We start from the raw sequence: 19,583 nt of genomic DNA, 5'->3' as shown, positions 1-19,583 counted from the left end.
CTTTTTCTCTATAGTAGTGTTTATGCGGCATGCTTTAGGTCATGCTGCTGGCTGTAGTGCTCGCCCACACGCCACGCCTGATGCCCAAGCCCATTGAAAATTATAGCCGCCTAACCAACCCGTGACATCCACGGCTTCACCGATAAAATACAACCCCGGCACAGAACGTACCTGCAGACTGCGCTGATCCAACATGGCGGTGTCTACACCACCGCGCATCACTTCTGCCTTTTTGTAGCCAGCAGTACCTGAAGGCTGTAGTTCCCAACGATGTATAGACGCGGCTAGCTGCCTTAATACCTTATCAGGCACATCGGCCACGCGTTGCTGCAACAACCCCTCAGGTAACTGAGGATGTGCAGGTAACCAATGCTCTACCAATCGCTTGGGCCAATGTTGGCTCAATAAATTACCTACCTGCTGCTTACCGCCAGATTTGGCTTCCAACAGCAGTGCTTCCATATCCGTATCAGGTGCCAAATCAATGGCTAAGGCCTCGCCCGGCTCCCAGTAACTGGAGATTTGCAAAATACCTGGGCCTGATAAGCCTCTGTGGGTAAACAGCAGATCTTCGTCAAACTTCATTCTAGGCTTAGCCACAGCAGGCACACTCAGGCGCACAGGCGACGACATGCCGCTCAGTGTCACAAAGGGCTGCCACTCACCACCATCGAACTGTAGCGGCACCAACGCAGGCCTAGGCTCTATAACTTTCAGGTCAAATTGGCGGGCCAGTTTTAAAGCGAAGTCGGTCGCGCCCAACTGCGGAATTGCCATACCACCTGTTGCAATCACCACTTGCTTAGCCGCAATTGTGCCGTGACTGGAACGTATAGCAAACCCATTGTCTTGTTGATCTATGGCATCCACTGCACACGGCATGCGCCAAGATACCTGCCCTTTCTCGCACTCTTGGCGCAGCATCTGAATGATGTCTTCCGCCGAGTCGTCGCAAAAAAGCTGGCCCTTATGCTTCTCATGCCAAGCAATACCGTACTCTTTGAGCAACCGCAGAAAGTCCTGAGGGGTATACGCCGATAGCGCCGACCTACAGAAATGCGGATTCTTAGAAATATAGTTGGCTGGTGTAGTGCCCAAGTTGGTGAAGTTACAGCGCCCACCACCCGAGATACGGATTTTTTCACCCAGCTTGGTGGCGTGATCAATTAAAACCACACGCAACCCACGCTGACCAGCCACACTGGCCGCCATCATGCCGGCAGCACCGGCACCGATGACGGCTACCTCATAAACAGGAGCAGCCATTAATACTCGCGAATGCAATCCACGTAATAACGGGAGTTGCCATCCGCATCCGTATCTTGTGCCAACCCGTGTACGTAGGTTTCAAAGCCAGGGAACTGGGCATTGAACTCACGCGCGAACTTCAAGTAATCCACAATCATGCGGTTGAAACGCTCGCCAGGAATCAACAGAGGAATACCGGGTGGGTACGGTGTTAACAGCACACCTGTTACGCGCCCTTCCAGCTCGTCAATGCCTACACGCTCTACTTCGCGGTGCGCCATTTTGGCGTAAGCGTCTGATGGCTTCATGGCTGGAACCATGTCGCTCAAGTACACCTCGGTAGTCAAACGTGCCAAGTCGTACTTGCGGTACACCTCGTGAATGTGCTGACACAAATCACGCAGACCAAAACGCTCGTAGCGTGGATGCTCTTTGCAGAAGTCAGGCAGAATGCGCCACAACGGTTGGTTGCGATCGTAGTCGTCTTTGAACTGCTGCAAGGCGGTCAACAACGTGTTCCAACGGCCTTTAGTAATACCGATAGTGAACAAGATGAAGAAGGAGTACAAGCCGGTTTTCTCGACCACCACGCCGTGCTCAGCCAAGTATTTGGATACCAATGCTGCCGGAATACCTGTGTCAGCAAACGTACCGGAAATATCCAAGCCCGGAGTCACCACAGTGGCTTTGATTGGATCCAGCATGTTGAAGCCATCAGCCAAATCACCAAAACCGTGCCATTCGTCGTCGGACTCCAGCAACCAGTCTTCGCGTGTACCAATGTCTTCGCTAACCAGGTGATCGGGGCCCCAAACCTTGAACCACCACTCATCATCGCCGTACTCGGCATCCACTTTACGCATGGCGCGGCGGAAGTCCAGAGCCTCTTTGATGCTTTCCTCAACCAAGGCAGTACCACCCGGAGGCTCCATCATCGCAGCAGCCACATCACACGACGCAATAATGGCGTACTGCGGTGATGTGGATGTGTGCATCAGGTACGCTTCGTTAAACACGTTGCGATCCAATGGACGGTCTTCCGCATCTTGTACCGTAATTTGTGATGCTTGCGACAAACCAGCCAACAGCTTGTGCGTGGAGTGCGTCGCGTAAATCATGGTGTCTTTGCTACGTGGACGCCCTGGGCCAATCGCGTGCATATCCCTATAGAACTCGTGGAATGCTGCGTGTGGCAACCATGCTTCGTCAAAGTGCAAGGTATCTAGCGTAGAGCCTAAGGTCTCTTTGATCATCTCTACGTTGTAGATCACGCCGTCATACGTACTTTGCGTCAAAGTCAAAATACGTGGGCGTTTGTCAGCAACGAGGCTTGCAAAAGGATTAGCTTCGATTTTGCGCTGAATGCTCTCTGGGTGGAACTCTTCCAGAGGAATAGGACCAATAATCCCCAAGTGGTTACGCGTTGGGCGCAAGAACACAGGGATAGCACCCGTCATAGTGATCGCGTGCAAAATGGATTTGTGACAGTTACGGTCAACCACCACGATGTCATTGTTGGCCACGTTCGCGTGCCACACAATTTTGTTAGACGTAGACGTACCGTTGGTCACGAAAAAGCAGTGATCAGCGTGGAAAATACGCGCTGCATTACGCTCGGCTTCGGCCACAGGGCCCGTGTGATCCAACAACTGCCCCAATTCGTCTACCGCGTTACACACGTCGGCACGCAGCATGTTTTCACCAAAGAATTGGTGGAACATTTGACCTACAGGGCTTTTCAAGAACGCTACACCGCCGGAGTGACCGGGGCAGTGCCACGAGTACGAACCGTCAGAAGCGTACTTCACCAGCTCACGGAAAAACGGTGGTGCCAAGCTATCCAGGTACGCACGTGCCTCACGGATAATGTGGCGCGCTACGAACTCTGGCGTATCTTCGAACATGTGGATGAAACCATGTAGTTCGCGCAAGATATCATTAGGGATATGCTGCGAAGTACGTGTTTCACCGTACAAATAAATAGGGATATCCTCATTGCGAAAACGCAATTCGCCAATGAATTCCCGCAAATTCTGAATGACTGCAGCGACGTCTTCCCGCGAGTCCACACTGAACTCTTCGTCATCAATGGAGAGAATAAATGCGCTAGCACGACTCTGCTGCTGCGCAAAAGAACTAAGGTCACCATAACTGGTGACCCCTAACACTTCCACCCCTTCGGCCTCTATGGCATCGGCTAATGCTCGAATGCCCAGGCCGGAGGCGTTTTCGGAACGATAATCTTCGTCAATGATGACGATAGGAAAACGAAATTTCATGCCACAGCTCCTAAGTGCGAGGCAGGGTTACACCACGCTGACCTTGGTATTTACCACCACGGTCTTTGTACGACACTTCACAAATTTGATCGCCACCAATAAAGAGCATCTGTGCACAACCTTCGCCAGCGTAGATTTTCGCAGGCAGCGGTGTGGTGTTAGAAAACTCTAAAGTGACGTGACCTTCCCACTCGGGTTCCAGTGGTGTGACGTTAACGATAATACCGCAACGCGCATAAGTGCTTTTACCCAAGCAGATGGTCAATACATCACGAGGAATACGGAAATACTCCACGGTACGAGCTAATGCAAAAGAGTTCGGTGGAATAATGCATACATCACCCACGAAATCCACAAACGAACCCTCGTCAAAGTTTTTAGGGTCCACAATGGTGGAGTTAATGTTGGTGAAAATCTTGAACTCGTTGGCACAACGCACGTCGTAACCGTAACTACTAGTACCGTAGCTTACGATTTTCTCGCCATTTATCGCACGCACTTGGCCTGCTTCAAACGGCTCAATCATGCCATGTTGTTCAGCTTGTTCACGAATCCAACGATCACTTTTAATACTCATATTTCCCTCTATGATGTAAGGCGCTATTTTATGCTGTTACAGCACAAATGCAGCATCACAACATGAATAACCTTTAATCCGTGGAAGAGAACCAACGGTACACCAACGCCAAGCCGTTCACCGTACCCACATTCAGTTCTGCAGTCAGCCTGCGTGTGAGCTGATAACTGGCTCTACCTACCGTTCCAGTGTCGGACAGTGCTTGCTGCAAACTCAAGGTAATGTTAGACCCTATCTGTTTGCTGATCTGCAAGAATTGGCGTTCCATATCGGTGGTACCACTATCAATGCCACCAATGGTGCTCTCTACCGGCAAGATACTACCCGCACTGCCTAACTCACCGGACTTCATGGTGACTTCATCAACACCGAACTTACGGTAGAACGGTTCACCCGTATCATCACCACCAATAAATGAAGCCCCTACCGAGAATAACAGCGCCAAATCACTACCGTTATCATCGGTACCGTGACCGAACAACAGCCACGACAGTTTCTCTACGTTATCAACATCTGGGTACGATACCAAGTCAATACGTGGTTTACGTGCTGTACCCACCACCTTCACACCCGCCTGCACAGCCAGCCCTGTACGCAAGGCTTCTATATCCAAAATGGGATTGGTGATGTCGCCTTGGAAGGTGATAGAACCTCGGCGCAGTTGCAAGCGCTGGCCGTATTGTTCGATTGCACCACCACGCGTACGCAACGCACCAAAACCATTCAACTGACCATCAAACATACTGACTCGCAGTTGCCCCACCAAACCTGAGTTCACCCCATAGCCGGTTAAGTAGAAACGTGGGCCCAAATCGACTTCCACGTTCATACTGAGGTCAGTCGTACTTGGTGGTGGCTGATCCTCTATGGTTTGGCCAGCTCGCAACACCACGATATCGCTATCAATAGTAGGAATGCCGCCCAGCATATCTAGGTTAAACCAACCCGCATCTACCATGACCTTACCAGTAAGCGCAATTTGCGGCATCACCAGATTGGCCTCGATATTACCACTCACCATCGCATATCTATCAGCACGCTGCAAGATGGGGTAACGGAATAGCTCTGTCAGGAATTTACCCGTAGAGTTTTCCAGATCCCACTCGCCAGAGACCTTCAAGAAACCGCCCTTCGCTTCTGGATTTTCACTAATCCAAGTCGCAGTACGCCACTCCTTAGGCTCTACACGCAGTACCGCCGGGAAATACAACTGATCCAGAATAAAACGTTGGTCATCAATGCGTGCGTCTAAACTGCCATCCATCAGACGAATACCATCATCCAAACGAGTCACGCGCAATTCTCGACCTTGGATCTGCCCCTGACTGGAGAAATACCCAGATGGACGCATTTCCATGTCTAACTTCGCATTCAAGCGGCCACGCAACTCCATGGCATCGCCCAAAATCAAGTTCGTCCACCCCAAGTCTGCCACATTGGCTTCTACCGATGCTTTGACCAAATCGGAGTCACGTAGATGAAAACCTTGTTCTGGTGTGAAGCGCAATAACGCATTCACATCCCCCAGCACTTCGCCCATCTTGTTGGTTTTAATTGCTAACCTAGCCTGCACACGACTATCGCTGCCTGTAGGCACCAAATTCACTTGCAGACCTAACTCTGTCAGCCCCAAGGGGAAGGAGGGCTCAGCAGGGATCATGATATCGCCTGCCAAATGACGCACTGAAATTTGACCGCCCAATGCACCTTGGAAACGAATGTTCCAATCTGCCTCCATGCGCAAGTCTTCCAAACGATTAGTTTGGCTGCTGGCTCGCATGTCTTTCACACCACCGCGCTGCTCTGACTCTTTATCCAAGCCCAGTTTGGTCTGCAACACTTTTAAGCGTGCTGGGGAAATAGAAAACGGCTCTAAACCACCTGCGGTTTGCCAGTTCTCGCCGTCTAAAGCAGACAACTGGTGCACCAACGTCACCCACGGTTGGTCATTAAGGAAGCTTTGTATGCGAGTAGCTTCTGCCTTGAATTGCAACGGCTGCTCGCCCTCTGGCAATTGCAAGAACAAGGGCCATTTGCTCAGCGTTTGAATACCAAACCCCGAGTGATTTACCTTCAAACGCTCTACCGCAGCACGCCACTGTATGGGTTGGTCTGCAACGTAGTTCAAGTTTCCATCCAGCGCCACATCTACGTCTACAGGCCCTTGGCCTAACTCTTGCCCAGAAGCATCACCACCTAAGTCATACTTCGCTTTCAAGGCCAAATTGTGCTGAACAATACCGCCTTTAATCTGCCCTTTGACAGTGGCCGCCCCTACACTGCTTAAGCTGGCCAATATCTGTTCTGCCGCAGGCAAAGCCACATCCAGATTTAAGACATCGGTAGCCTTACCAAAACCACCAGCCAAGGTGACGGTATTGCGGCCCAAGTTCAGTTGTATATCGCTATTTACCAGTTGGTAGCCTGCCCATTCAGGCATGCCGCTAGGCGCTGTACCCGCTTGCGCCTCAACAGCCACCTTGCCACGTAACGGCTGACCATTCCAACGTGACCCATCGTGCACGGCTAAATTTAACTTGGCATTATCTAACTGCATTTCTGGCTTGAAACGCACATCGTAATCAGCATCCAAGCTCAACAAAGCCGGCAATGATGCATCTGCCAATAAAGCGGCTACATCTAGATTTTTACTGTGCACCGTGCCTTGTATGCGATCTGTACCATTGTCATCAGACCAATCTAACTTGGCTTGCAACTCAGTCTCACTGCCTATTTGCAAATTGACTAGCGCTTGACGTAATGGCATGGCTGCTTCGGGCAGCAAATCGGCAGCGGCCTCAAGGCTTACGCCCTGACCCTTACCATCCACATTAACTTTCACACCTTGCAACGAGCCTTCTAGCCCTGCTTGCAACTCAAACTCGCACGCGGCCGCGTCTGCAGACTCTGTTGTAGGCGTTTTACCCGCCAAACCTGGCAGGTACTGCTGCGCACAAATCACAGCATCGTGCTGTTCTGTGCTGGCGTTCACACTCAAAGCGGCCTGTATTGGCCACGGCGCTGCTAATTGTTCGCTACGTGCTTGCAACTGAATAGCAGCGTGAATCTGCTCGTAAATCACATCCAGACTACGCACCGATACGCTGGCCCGCCCATCTTCTAAACTGGCGGCCGCGGTCAAACCACCCACTGTAATGGGCAGATCAATACCATCTTGTTTGAAATCTAGCGTGCCTAACGCCAACTGATCCACCTGAATATTCACAGGCAAACTGGGCATTTCAAACGGCGTGTCAGACGGCGGTTCTGGCTCTTCGTCGGGTAGCGTTTCTAGCGCTACCGCCAAATCGCCCACAGACAACTCGCGCACATGCACTTTGCGTTGTAGCAACGCAGGCCATAACACCTGCAGCTTGGCATCTCGCGCAGCAACTTTAGTGCCCGGAATATTGATGTCCAAACTGTCTATTTGCACACCTTCCCACAACGAACCACGTACTCCACGCACTTCACCATCAACAAAAGACACTGCTGTACGTAAAAGCCATTGTGTTCCCGGTTGTGATGCCACGGCCCAATACAAGAACCCGCAAATCATCAACAGCAACATCACTACGATGGGGCCTACCCAAAAAACCAAACGCCACCAGAAGGATTTTTTGCTTCGCTTGCTCAAAACGCGATCCCCAGCGCAAAGTGTAGACGTAGTTTGTGGTCACGCTGACCATAGGCCAGATCCACATAAATAGGGCCTGCCGGTGTACGGACCGCAGCACCCAAACCGTAGCCCAAGTAGGCTTTCATATCACCAAAGGACTCTGCTGCATCACCCACATCCACAAATGCGGTCATACCAAACATGCTGGTGAAATAATGTGTGTACTCAACACTGGCCAATGCCAATGCAGGCGCCCCTACTGTGGCATCACCTTGCTGACGACCAATGCTTTGATAGCTATAACCGCGGATGCTGCGTGCGCCCCCCGTACGGAAGCCAAAATCAGGCGGTACATACTCGGTATCTTTCCAGACCTTGCCTACCTCTCCCCGTATGGTTAGCACGTCATTGTTACCAACTGGCCACCATTGCTGAGCGCGCAAACTGGTGCGATAAAACGGTTTTTTATTCTTTAAACTTACACCACTCGCTAGGTTCAGATCTAGCAAGTTGCCGGATGTGGGGTCATACAAGCTATCCACATCGCGACGCAACCACTGCCATGTTCCGATTACTGAAGGCGTTTTAAAACGGCCCACACCATCAATACGGTTTTCATCCCACGAACCGATCAGGCTCCACTGCACTTTATAGTCCACACCTGCGCGGCTTTTATGCTCATGACTAAGCTTCCAGCCACCCGCCAAACGTGTAGTTTCCAGACCTTGAATGTCTTCATGCTGTACCAGAACCCCAAGACTGTTCTGGTAACCGCCAATGGTAGGGGGCAGGTAAACGTCAGTAAAGAAACGCTGACGATCTTTATCCACCCCAATCCCCGTTTCGGTCCACACAGGCAAACCAAACACCACGTTTTGTCGGTACAACCCTTCCGCGCGTACACCGTGATCGCTGTCTGCACCTAATGAGCCCGTAAAACGGCGCGCTGGCGCTTCGGTCACACGAATACTCACCGGAATTTCCACTTCACCATCAGCACGTACCCGCTGGTTAGGCGAGGTATCGTCCATGGTGACAAAAGCCCCCATAAAGAAACTGGTGTTTTGCAGTGCTTGCTGCCATTCGTCTAGCTTATCTTGATCGTAAGGATCGCCGGGGGTGTACCGCACATAACGTTGGATTAGGCTTTCAGGTACACGTTTCAGGCCTGATGTGTAGAGCTGCCCCATACGCACTCTAGGGCCACTACGTATAGCTAGCTCCAGATCAGCCTTGCCCTCTTCGGCATGTACCACAGCACGTGTTTGTTCATAACGTGCGAAATAGAAATCTTTACTTTTCACGCCCAGCAGCAAGTCTTGCTTCGCGCTGGACCATTTGTTGTTGAGGAATACATCCCCTACTTTCAGCGGCAAGTCGGCACGCAAGCCTTCTACCCGCACCGCAAATTCGGGCTGGTTAATTTGTCCGCTTAGCTTGATGTCTACCTTGTCCACCACGGTACGCACGCCTGGTTGGATCAAGATGTCCCACGTTTCCTGTTCGCCGATTTCACCAATTTCCACCGTCACGATGGAGTCGTAATAGCCTTGCGTTTGCAAAGCAGACACTGTGGCGTCATGCGCTCTACGGCGCAGACGTGAAATCTCAGATAAATCCTGGTCTTCTGCCAGGCGGGTGATGGCCTCCACAGCACCATGGATAACGCGTAACGCTTCGGGGCCTACACCACCAGGATCAATCACTACCTCAGGCACCATTGCGGCGCTTACGCTCTGACTACATGCCAGAGCGAGCATCCATCCCGCCGTGCGTACACCCATAAAAACCCGCCTGTACCAGAATTATCTTATAAAGCTCGGGGCACAACCTTAGGACGTTGCGCCGACATATCCACGGGTAGTACCGCGACATTAGCAGCCACGCGGCTGGCGATTTCATGATAAATCGCCGCTTCTCTACTTTGTGGCGCCGCCAAAACGGTAGGTAAACCCGAGTCAGTTTGCTCCCGAATACTCATTGCCAAAGGCAGTGCCCCCAGCCAGGGTACATTGTACTGACTTGCCATATCACGGCCACCATGTTTACCAAAAATTGCTTCTTCGTGACCGCATTGGCTACACACGTGCACCGACATGTTTTCGACCACACCAAGCACTGGTACATCTACCTTTTGAAACATCTTCAACCCTTTACGGGCATCGATCAACGCCATGTCTTGTGGCGTGGTCACGACGACTGCTGCCGTCAGTGGCACCTTCTGCGACAAGGTCAGTGCGATATCACCTGTACCCGGAGGCATATCGATGATCAGGTAATCCAAATCTTCCCATGCTGTTTGCGTCAACAACTGCAGCAACGCTTGGGTGACCATAGGACCACGCCAGATTGCCGGCGCATCGTCATCGATCAAAAAGCCAATAGAATTTGCCTGCAACCCATGGCCAATCATGGGCTTCATTAGGTTTTCTGGTGTCATTTGCGGCTTGCCACTTAGGCCCAACATTGTCGGTACGCTAGGGCCGTAAATATCCGCATCCAGCAACCCTACGCGTGCGCCTTGCATATGTAGTGCCAACGCCAAGTTCACCGAAGTCGTACTTTTACCCACGCCGCCTTTACCCGAGGCCACCGCAATAATATTGCGCACGTTACCCATAGGGCGTAAGTCAGGTTGTACTGCGTGTGTCAGCACTTTTAGCCCCAGAGTAAGTTTGCCCAACGTTACTCCTACGCTTTGCAATGCTGGAACCAAGCGTTCCTTGAACTGTTCCTGACCACTACTGTCGGTGGTGTAACCCAAGTTCAATGCAATATCTGCCACCTGCCCATTCAGCGTGACACAGCAACTTTCAGGGCTAACTTCCAGTTTTTTACGTGTATAGGGATCCGTTACGTTACGTAACGCATTCACCACATCAACTGTGTTTACATTCATTTAATCATCTTCCTGCACAGATACGTGCTAACACTACAACAACCGCCACTGTAAAAATAGCGGAACGAGGGAATTTTTTGCATCAAAAGCTGTCATACTTAATGCTATGAATACATTTACTCAAATACTCCGAGCTGTACTATTCGCAATGCTGACTGTCATAGGCATGATTATGGCGGTTATTTTCATGGCGTCTACAGCCTTAGCCATTGCCATCCTATATATAGTTGCGCGTATTAGTGGCCGTCCATTTGGTATTCGCTCTTACTGGCAAAACCGCCGCCGTCCAAACCCTGCTCAAGCTTTCCAAGAGCGTCAGCAAAACAAGGCGCGACCACCCAAGCCACAAAACGTCAGCGACATAGAGATGCGCGAACTCAACTAGCAGATTTTTACCACAGCATCTGCTATCCTTTCTGGGCTTCCCTCATCAGCATGAGGGTATACCCTTCTTTAACCCTAGATAAAGCATATGTCACGCACGATTTTCGTTACTACGGCCCTACCCTACGCCAATGGTTCTTTTCACATCGGCCATATCATGGAATACATCCAAGCCGATATCTGGGTCCGGTCAATGCGAATGTCGGGCCACACAGTGCACTTCGTAGGGGCGGATGATGCGCACGGCGCACCCATCATGCTTAAAGCAGAGGCCGAAGGCATTACGCCTGACCAACTGGTTGAGCGTATTGCGTCCGAGCGCCCTCACTACCTAAACGGGTTTCATATCAAATTTGATCACTGGCATCGTACCAACTCGCCAGAGAACAAAGAGCTGTCACAAAGCATCTATAAAGAGCTAAAGGCTGCAGGTTTCATTGAAACCCGCACTATTGAACAGTTCTATGACCCAGTTAAAGGTATGTTCCTGCCTGATCGCTACATCAAAGGCGAATGCCCTTCCTGTAAAGCTAAAGATCAGTACGGTGACTCCTGTGAAGTATGTAGCTCGGTATACTCCCCTACCGACCTGATCAACCCATACTCCACTCTGACTAATGCTACGCCTGTAATGCGTAGTTCAGAACACTTCTTCTTCCGTCTGTCTGACCCTAAATGTGTGGCCTTCTTGAAAGAATGGACCACCGGTGTAGACCGTCACGGCAATCCACGCCTGCAATCTGAAGTGCTGGGTAAAACCCGTGAGTGGTTAGGTAAAGATGACGACGGTGAAAGCAATCTGAATGACTGGGACATCTCGCGTGATGAGCCCTACTTCGGCACACCTATTCCTGATGCTCCCGGCAAATACTTCTACGTATGGCTGGATGCGCCAGTAGGCTACTTGGCCTCGCTGAAATCCTACTGCGAAGTCAAAGGCATGGACTTTGATGCCTTGATGGATCCCAATGGCGACACCGAACAGGTGCACTTCATTGGTAAAGACATTGTGTACTTCCACGCATTGTTCTGGCCTGCTATGTTGAAATTCTCTGGTCGTAAAACACCAGACTCCTTGAACGTACACGGCTTCATTACCGTCAGCGGCGAGAAAATGTCCAAGAGCCGTGGTACAGGTATTTCGCCACTGCGTTACTTGGATATAGGCATGGACGCCGAGTGGATGCGTTATTACATCGCCGCCAAACTGAACTCTCACGTTGAAGACATGGATTTCAACCCAGATGACTTCATCGCGCGTGTAAACAGCGACTTGGTGGGCAAATACGTCAACATTGCTAGCCGTGCTGCAAGCTTCATTAGTAAGCATTTTGATGGTCAATTGGCTTACGTGGGTGACACCACTGAAATGCAAGCCAACTTCGCCGCTGTGGCCGACACCATTCGCGCCGACCTAGAACGTCGTGAATACGGCCGTGCTGTGCGTCAAATCATGGCCTTGGCTGACCAAATCAACCAAGCCTTTGATAACGCCAAGCCATGGCTGTTGGCCAAAGGTATTGCTGATGCGTCTGCAGAGCAGAAAGCTGAATTGCAAGACATCTGCTCGCGCGCCTTGGCTGGTTTCAAAGCTTTGTCTGTGATGCTGTCCCCAATCTTGCCGCAGCTAAGCCAAAAAGTGGCTCGCGAACTGCTGGAAATGGACCGCGACTTTGTATGGACCGATGCAGCAGAACTGCCTACACGTATCGCCGCATTCAAACACTTATTGCAACGCGTAGAACCCACCAAACTCGACGAACTGTTGGCCCCTCCTGAGGCGCCAATCGTAGAACCTGGTGGCGAAGTCATTGCTGACACTATTGATATCAAAGATTTCGGCAAAATCGATCTGCGTGTAGCCAAGATTGTGAACTGCACCGAAGTAGAAGGCTCTGACAAACTACTGTGTCTAACTCTAGACTTAGACGAAGGCCGCCACCGTCAGATTTTCTCCGGCATTAAATCTGCCTACAAACCCGAAGATCTGATTGGCAAGCTAACCGTGGTAGTGGCTAACTTGGCCCCTAGAAAAATGCGTTTTGGCGTGTCCGAAGGCATGGTACTAGCAGCCAGCCACAACGACAGCAAAGTAAACAACGGCCTGTTTATTCTGGAACCACACAGCGGCGCCACACCAGGTATGCGCATCAGCTAATTTCTGCTGATAGCTACACCGCATAAGGGGGAAAGCTCACACAGCTTTCCCCCTTATTTTTTAACCGCTCACCACCGCGCTCGCTACGTAAAGAAACCCCTGTAACACCTACAACTTCGTACAATAGAACCTTATCTATTACTTCAGTGCCGCACCACCATGAATCTACGTTTTCTAGAAACGTTTATCTGGATCGCCAAGCTAGGCAGCTTTAAAGCCGCCGCCAATAAGCTACACCTGACCCAAGCGGCTATTTCCAGCCGCATAGCCTCGTTAGAAAGCGATCTAGAGCAACAACTCTTTGAGCGTGGCAAACGCGGTTTACTGTTAACGTCTGCGGGGCAGAAGCTACTGGGCTATTCCAAACAGATGCTGCATTTGGAACAAGAGTTGCTTAAAGAGCTTAAAGCGCCAGTTACTGTGCGTGGCCGCGTCAGACTAGGCATTATTGATTCTGTGGTGCACACCTGGTTTACCTCATTTATCAGCACCCTGCACGAACACCACCCCGAAATTGAAATCGAGCTAACGGTAGAGTCCAGTATGCGTTTGCATGACCTGCTCAAGCGCGGACTAATAGATGTAGCCTTGCAGACTGACCCTATTCTCGCCGAGGGAGTACATAACGCCCCCGTAGGGACCATGAAAATGGGCTGGATTATTGCTTGTACGCAGTTGCCCCAGCAACCAGTCAAACTGGCTGATATCCTGCAAAATAGTTCTATAGTGACCTTCCCCAGACACTCTCAGCCACATTTGCTGCTGTTGAATATTCTGGAACAGGAAGGCTTACAGCACACCAAAATTCACCACGTATCTTCTATTGCAGCAAGCATGTACTTATTGGAAGCGGGAATTGGTGTAGGGGCTGTACCGCTGGCGGCGTATCGTAGCGGCTTTTTGGAAGGACGTTTTTGTGAGCTGAAGTGCGATATCAGCTTGCCCGATATGAGCTTAGTCGCCAGTTGGCGCCCGGATGTGATTGCATCGCTCACCACTACTATTGTGAACGCTGCCATGCAGGAAATGCGCCGCTTTGCGGAGCTAAATCCTGCAGACTCTAAAGCCAGTTTAGATGCTAGCGTGTGGCTAAGCAGTTAAGACGTATCGGGTACGTCTTACTCTAGACGTACGCCTTCGTGCAGCGCAGCGATGCCGGCTGTCAGATTGAAATACTGCACACGCTCCAAACCCACCGAACGCATCATTTCAGCCAAGGTATCTTGGTCGGGGTGCATACGAATAGATTCCGCCAAGTAGCGGTAGCTTTCTGCATCGTTCGCCACAACCTGACCTACTTTAGGCAGGATATTAAACGAGTACCAGTCGTAAGCTTTTTCTAGCGGCTTAGCAATACGCGAGAACTCCAACACCAGCAGCTTGCCACCGGGTTTCAACACGCGACGCATTTCAGCCAAAGCTTTGTCTTTGTGTGTCATATTACGTAGGCCAAAAGCCACCGTCACACGATCAAAGTAGCCCGATGGGAAAGGCAGGAACTCGGCATCACAGACCGCAACGGGTAACACCAACCCGTTATCCAACATGCGATCGCGGCCAACCCCCAGCATAGAACTGTTGATATCCGTTAACCACACTTCGCCAGAAGGGCCTGCTTTTTTGGCCAATGCTTTAGCAATATCACCTGTACCCCCAGCGATATCCAGTACTTTCATCCCCGGGCGCACATCGGCTCTGCCCACCGTGAAATGCTTCCATATACGGTGCAAGCCGCCAGACATCAAATCGTTCATGACGTCGTATTTAGTGGCTACGGAGTGAAATACCTCGGCAACGCGTGAAGCCTTTTCAGCTTCGCGTACCGTCTGAAATCCGAAATGCGTAGTGCTTTCGTTTGGAGGGGTTTGGTGATTTTTTTCCATGATGCGTATCGTACCTCAAAAAGCGCTTTTGGCGTTACTTCGCTACCAAGAAAAGCCGTAAAAGCCCATTCAGTTCATAGACTCTGGTTTTCGTCACAAACCTGAAATATAGACGCCATATCATATGGGCTATGATTCACGTTATATGCGTGCAAACCACTGTTTGGAATGAAGAGTATGAGTACGACTATTCTTGTTGTTGAAGACGAGCCGGCGATCCAAGAACTGATTGCTGTTAACTTGAGTTTTGCAGGCCACAAAGTGCTACGCGCAGCCGATGCAGAGCAAGCACAAACTCTGATTAATGCCGAATTGCCTGATCTAATTCTACTAGATTGGATGCTACCTGGCGCTTCTGGCATTAGTCTGGCTCGTAAGCTACGCACAGATGAACGCACCCGTGAAATTCCTGTTATTATGCTCACCGCAAAAGGCGCTGAGCTGGATAAGGTAGAAGGTCTAGAAGCCGGTGCGGATGACTACATCACCAAACCCTTCTCTCCCAAAGAACTCTTGGCCCGCATCAAAGCTGTACTGCGCCGTCGCGCACCTCAGCTTACTGATGACTTGATCCAGATAGGCTCTCTGCAACTGGACCCTGCCACACACCGCGTAACAGGTAGTGAGCAGGTACTGAATATCGGACCTACAGAGTTTAGACTGCTGCACTTCTTCATGACTCACACTGAACGCGTTTTCTCTCGCACCCAGTTGCTGGATCAAGTATGGGGTGACCACGTATTTGTGGAAGAACGCACCGTAGACGTACATATACGTCGCCTGCGTAAAGCACTGGAACCTAGCGGTCACGATGCGCACATTGAAACCGTACGTGGTGCTGGCTACCGCTTTTCTGCCGTGCTTTCTGCCAGCTCCGGCAAATCATGAACAAAACCCTTTATTCCATTGCTGCTTGGGCCATCTTGGCCGTGTTATTAGGTTCTTGGCTAGGCAGCACCATAGGCTGGGCCGTTTTTGCCCTAGGTCTGCTGTTGATGGTGTTAATCAGCGGCATGCAATTACAAAAAATACGAGGTTGGGTGCGTGACTTGCATCAACCTCCACCAGTCTCTATTGGGCCATGGGATGAGATTCTCGCTCCGGTCTACAGACAGCTCAAAGCTGACCGTGAGCAAATCGCGTCGCTAAATCGTGGCATCGAAGCCATTATGCTTGCGGCAGAAGCCCTACCTGATGGTGCGATCACTTTAGATGAAAGCATGGGGCTACAGTGGTGCAACCAAACTGCCGCAGAGCATCTAGGTTTGAACCTAGATACCGACATGCACCACAGCATTTTCAATATTCTGCGTGCACCGGAATTCACACAATACGTGAGTCAGAATAAGTGGGATAGCCCGCTGCTGCTGCATACCGAGCAAGCAGGTTTGGATAAGTCTCTGCTCATACAGCTTAGCCCGTATGGATTTGGCCAGTTCTTGATGGTGACCCGTGATGTCACCCAAGTAGAAAAACTGGAAACCACCCGCAAAGACTTCGTCGCTAATGTGTCGCATGAATTGCGTACCCCGCTGACGGTGCTATTTGGTTTCTTAGAAACCTTACGCGAACACCCTGCGGACAGTTTCAGCGTAGAACAACGAGAGCGCTACGAACAAATGATGTTCGAACAAGCGCAGCATATGCAGGCTATTGTGGCCGACTTGCTTACTCTATCGACGCTGGAATCCTCGCCCCCTACAGAAGGTAGACCCGTACGCGTTAGCTTGATTATTCAACACGCCTTGGAACAAGCCAAAGCGCTTTCCAACGGGCAACACCAGTTCGTCGAAAACATAGACCCAGCCTTGTGCATTGTGGGCTCTGAAAACGAATTAACCTCTGCCATTTCCAACCTGCTGACTAACGCCATACGCTACACCCCTAAAGATGGCACGATCACCGTCAGTTGGTACAGTACTGAAGATGGTGGCGCCTGTTATTCAGTGCAAGACACTGGCATAGGCATTGCACCACAAGACATTCCCCGCCTAACCGAGCGCTTCTACCGCGCCGACAAAGGCCGCTCCAGAGCCACTGGTGGCACAGGCCTAGGCTTAGCCATCACTCGCCATGTAGCCATGCGCCACAACGCCGAACTGTTGATTCAAAGCCAGTTTGGTACGGGAAGCATGTTTACACTGCGGTTTGCTCCGCTACGTGTACGCACCCTATAAAAAAATGCACCCGCTAGGGTGCATTTTTCGTTGTGGTGTATAGACTCAATGCTTACAAGAACATCTTGTACACAGGGTTATGCGTCTCACGCCAGTGTGGGTAACCCAACGCGTTCACAAACTCTTTGAACGCTTGTTTATCGGCTGGCGGCACCTGCAAGCCCACCAAAATACGACCGTAGTCATCACCTTGGTTACGGTAGTGGAACAAGCTGATGTTCCAGTCAGGGTTCATGCTGCTTAGGAAGCGACGCAACGCACCTGGACGCTCAGGGAACTCAAAGCGATACAGTTCTTCGTGCTCAGCCAATGGCGATCTACCACCCACCATATAACGAATGTGAGTTTTAGCCATTTCGTTATCGGTCAGATTTAACGTTGGGAAACCTTTGCGCACAAAGTGGTTTTCCAGCTTGGTAATATCGGCTTCTGATTGAATCTGCAAACCCACAAACACATGGGCTTCCTTAGCATCAGAGATACGGTAGTTGAATTCGGTCACGGAGCGATCACCCAATGACTCGGTCAAACGACGGAAACTACCCTGCTCTTCAGGCAAGCTCAATACAAATACCGCTTCACGCGCCAAACCAACATCTGCACGTTCTGCCACAAAGCGCAAACGGTCGAAGTTCATATTCGCGCCAGAGGTAATGGCAATCAGCGTTTTATTTTTCAGCTTATGCTCTTGTGCATAACGTTTCAAACCGGCTAAGCCCAACGCACCGGCGGGTTCCAACACGCTGCGTGTTTCTTGGAACACATCTTTGATACTCGCACAGATGGCATCAGTATCCACCAACACGAAATCATCCACATATTCACGCGCGATACGGAAGGTCTCCTGACCTACTTGTTTCACCGCGGTACCGTCTGAGAACAAACCCACATCTGTCAGGTTCAATCTGCGGTTAGCTTTGACGCTACGCGCCATTGCAGCGGAGTCTTCTGTCTGTACACCAATAATTTTGATTTCAGGACGCAATTGCTTGATGTAAGCCGCCACACCCGAAATCAAACCACCACCACCAATAGGCACAAATACGGCATCTATAGGGCCTGGATGTTGATGCAGAATTTCCATACCAATAGTGCCCTGCCCCGCGATCACATAAGGATCATCAAAGGGGTGCACAAAGGTGAGCTTTTCTTTCTTTTCCAGCTCTTGCGCATGCGCGTAAGCATCGGAATAGCTTTCGCCTGCCAGCACAACTTCACCACCGAAACGTCGCACGCCATCGATTTTTAATTGTGGGGTGGTCTCAGGCATCACAATCACAGCACGCGTGCCCAAGCGCTTGGCAGAGTATGCAACGCCTTGAGCATGATTACCCGCTGAGGCCGCAATCACGCCGCGCTTCAACTCTGCAGGGGTAAGGTGAGCCATTTTGTTGTACGCACCGCGCAGCTTGAAGCTGAACACATCCAGCTGGTCTTCTCGCTTGAGCAAAATTCGGTTGTTCAACCGCGCCGATGCCAAAGGGGCATGCTCAAGTGGTGTTTCTCGCACCACGTCATAGACTCTAGAAGTTAGAATGCGTTTAAGATAGTCGTTGGACATAATACTGACTGCCGAAACCCCGCGACAGATATAAAAATAGACAAGAAGAAAAAAAGGATAACATAGAGTGCCATAAAATCAGCGCCCGTGGCACGCTATACACAAGGTACTCATTCCCCTATGGAAGCATGGCTGCAAACATCCATCAACTGGTTGCTACAAACTTTGGCGTTACCCGAGATAGGACTGACAGCCATTTTCATGGTCAGTTTTATTTCGGCCACACTTTTGCCACTGGGCTCTGAGCCCGCCGTTTTTGCTTACGTCACCGTTTCACCCCATATGTTTTGGCCTGCGGTAGTCATCGCTACCATCGGTAATACCTTGGGCGGCGTAGTCAGCTACTGGATGGGGGCCGGCGCACACCGTGCCTACGAGGCCTGGAAAGAGAACCACCCACAAGCCAATGGCGACGAAGAGCAGAAAAATGCACGCACAGGCCGCTGGCATCAAACCGTACAACGCTGGTTAGATAAACTGGGGCCTCCCGCATTATTGCTGTCATGGTTACCCGTGGTGGGTGACCCTTTATGTAGCGTCGCAGGTTGGCTACGTTTACCGTTAGGCCCATGTATCGCGTACATGGCTGTAGGTAAATGTTTACGCTACATCATCATGACCACCTTCTTGCTGTGGGTGTTTCCGATGCTGGGCTGGGGCGATCTATCGTTACCTCAGTCGTAATAAAGGCCGCAATAACCGCCGCATCTTTGCCCTATACGCACAAGCCACTCATCCTGCATGCCTTTTCACGACGCAGGCTGAACTGACAGTAAAAATGGTAAAGCAGCCACAGTT

The 19,583-nt window shown here is 50.8% G+C and carries 14 protein-coding genes; 6 read left to right on the top strand and 8 right to left on the bottom strand.

Annotation, left to right across the window (positions count from 1 at the left end; genetic code table 11):
- Positions 1-39 precede the first annotated feature (39 nt).
- The 6 genes from ACLO87_RS02435 to apbC form a co-directional block, all read right to left on the bottom strand.
- On the bottom strand, positions 40-1,266 hold the full coding sequence (locus tag ACLO87_RS02435) for a BaiN/RdsA family NAD(P)/FAD-dependent oxidoreductase (protein ID WP_430222693.1): 1,227 nt from the start codon (positions 1,264-1,266) through the stop codon (positions 40-42).
- A complete protein-coding gene (locus ACLO87_RS02430; protein WP_135863177.1) occupies positions 1,266-3,527 on the bottom strand; it encodes an arginine/lysine/ornithine decarboxylase in 2,262 nt (753 codons plus the stop codon). The genes ACLO87_RS02435 and ACLO87_RS02430 overlap by 1 nt, the downstream gene beginning before the upstream one ends.
- Positions 3,528-3,537: 10 nt before the next feature.
- Positions 3,538-4,104 carry a dCTP deaminase gene (dcd, locus tag ACLO87_RS02425; RefSeq protein ID WP_135863179.1) on the bottom strand — a complete coding sequence of 189 codons (567 nt, stop codon included), beginning with the start codon at positions 4,102-4,104 and terminating at the stop codon, positions 3,538-3,540.
- Positions 4,105-4,177: 73 nt separating this feature from the next.
- Positions 4,178-7,741: a translocation/assembly module TamB domain-containing protein gene (locus ACLO87_RS02420; protein ID WP_430222692.1), complete on the bottom strand. Its 3,564-nt coding sequence runs from the start codon at positions 7,739-7,741 to the stop codon at positions 4,178-4,180.
- Positions 7,738-9,507 (bottom strand): autotransporter assembly complex protein TamA, encoded by a 1,770-nt coding sequence (locus tag ACLO87_RS02415; protein WP_135863183.1) that lies wholly within the window; start codon positions 9,505-9,507, stop codon positions 7,738-7,740. Before ACLO87_RS02415 ends, ACLO87_RS02420 begins: the two co-directional genes overlap by 4 nt.
- 26 nt (positions 9,508-9,533) lie before the next feature.
- Positions 9,534-10,622: an iron-sulfur cluster carrier protein ApbC gene (apbC, locus tag ACLO87_RS02410; RefSeq protein WP_135863185.1), complete on the bottom strand. Its 1,089-nt coding sequence runs from the start codon at positions 10,620-10,622 to the stop codon at positions 9,534-9,536.
- 106 nt (positions 10,623-10,728) lie between these two features.
- Between apbC and ACLO87_RS02405 the strand changes: the two genes are divergently transcribed.
- The 3 genes from ACLO87_RS02405 to ACLO87_RS02395 all read left to right on the top strand — a co-directional run bounded on the left by ACLO87_RS02405 (position 10,729) and on the right by ACLO87_RS02395 (position 14,265).
- Complete coding sequence (locus tag ACLO87_RS02405; protein ID WP_135863187.1) at positions 10,729-11,007, top strand: hypothetical protein; 279 nt, start codon at positions 10,729-10,731, stop codon at positions 11,005-11,007.
- Between the two features lie 87 nt (positions 11,008-11,094).
- On the top strand, positions 11,095-13,164 hold the full coding sequence (gene metG / locus ACLO87_RS02400; RefSeq protein ID WP_430222691.1) for a methionine--tRNA ligase: 2,070 nt from the start codon (positions 11,095-11,097) through the stop codon (positions 13,162-13,164).
- A 159-nt stretch (positions 13,165-13,323) separates the two neighbouring features.
- Complete coding sequence (locus ACLO87_RS02395) at positions 13,324-14,265, top strand: LysR family transcriptional regulator (protein WP_135863191.1); 942 nt, start codon at positions 13,324-13,326, stop codon at positions 14,263-14,265.
- A 17-nt stretch (positions 14,266-14,282) separates the two neighbouring features.
- Here ACLO87_RS02395 and ubiE read toward each other — a convergent pair whose 3' ends face one another.
- Positions 14,283-15,047 (bottom strand): bifunctional demethylmenaquinone methyltransferase/2-methoxy-6-polyprenyl-1,4-benzoquinol methylase UbiE, encoded by a 765-nt coding sequence (gene ubiE / locus ACLO87_RS02390; RefSeq protein ID WP_135863193.1) that lies wholly within the window; start codon positions 15,045-15,047, stop codon positions 14,283-14,285.
- 177 nt (positions 15,048-15,224) lie between these two features.
- On the opposite strand from ubiE, the gene phoB reads away from it, so the two are divergent.
- Both phoB and phoR read left to right on the top strand, forming a co-directional pair.
- Entirely contained in the window at positions 15,225-15,935 is a 711-nt protein-coding gene (phoB, locus tag ACLO87_RS02385; protein ID WP_135863195.1) for a phosphate regulon transcriptional regulator PhoB, read from the top strand.
- Entirely contained in the window at positions 15,932-17,224 is a 1,293-nt protein-coding gene (gene phoR / locus ACLO87_RS02380; RefSeq protein ID WP_135863197.1) for a phosphate regulon sensor histidine kinase PhoR, read from the top strand. Before phoB ends, phoR begins: the two co-directional genes overlap by 4 nt.
- Positions 17,225-17,276: 52 nt before the next feature.
- Here phoR and ilvA read toward each other — a convergent pair whose 3' ends face one another.
- Positions 17,277-18,785, bottom strand: a complete 1,509-nt coding sequence (ilvA, locus tag ACLO87_RS02375) for a threonine ammonia-lyase, biosynthetic (protein ID WP_135863199.1) — start codon at positions 18,783-18,785, stop codon at positions 17,277-17,279.
- A gap of 120 nt (positions 18,786-18,905) precedes the next feature.
- On the opposite strand from ilvA, the gene ACLO87_RS02370 reads away from it, so the two are divergent.
- On the top strand, positions 18,906-19,469 hold the full coding sequence (locus ACLO87_RS02370; protein ID WP_135863201.1) for a YqaA family protein: 564 nt from the start codon (positions 18,906-18,908) through the stop codon (positions 19,467-19,469).
- The last annotated feature ends 114 nt before the right edge of the window (positions 19,470-19,583 follow it).

It is taken from the genome of Paenalcaligenes sp. Me52 (assembly GCF_050487965.1).
In the GTDB taxonomy this organism is placed as follows: domain Bacteria; phylum Pseudomonadota; class Gammaproteobacteria; order Burkholderiales; family Burkholderiaceae_B; genus Paenalcaligenes.
The sequence above is the reverse complement of the archived record's forward strand: the minus strand, read 5'-3'. Positions and strand labels throughout refer to the sequence as shown.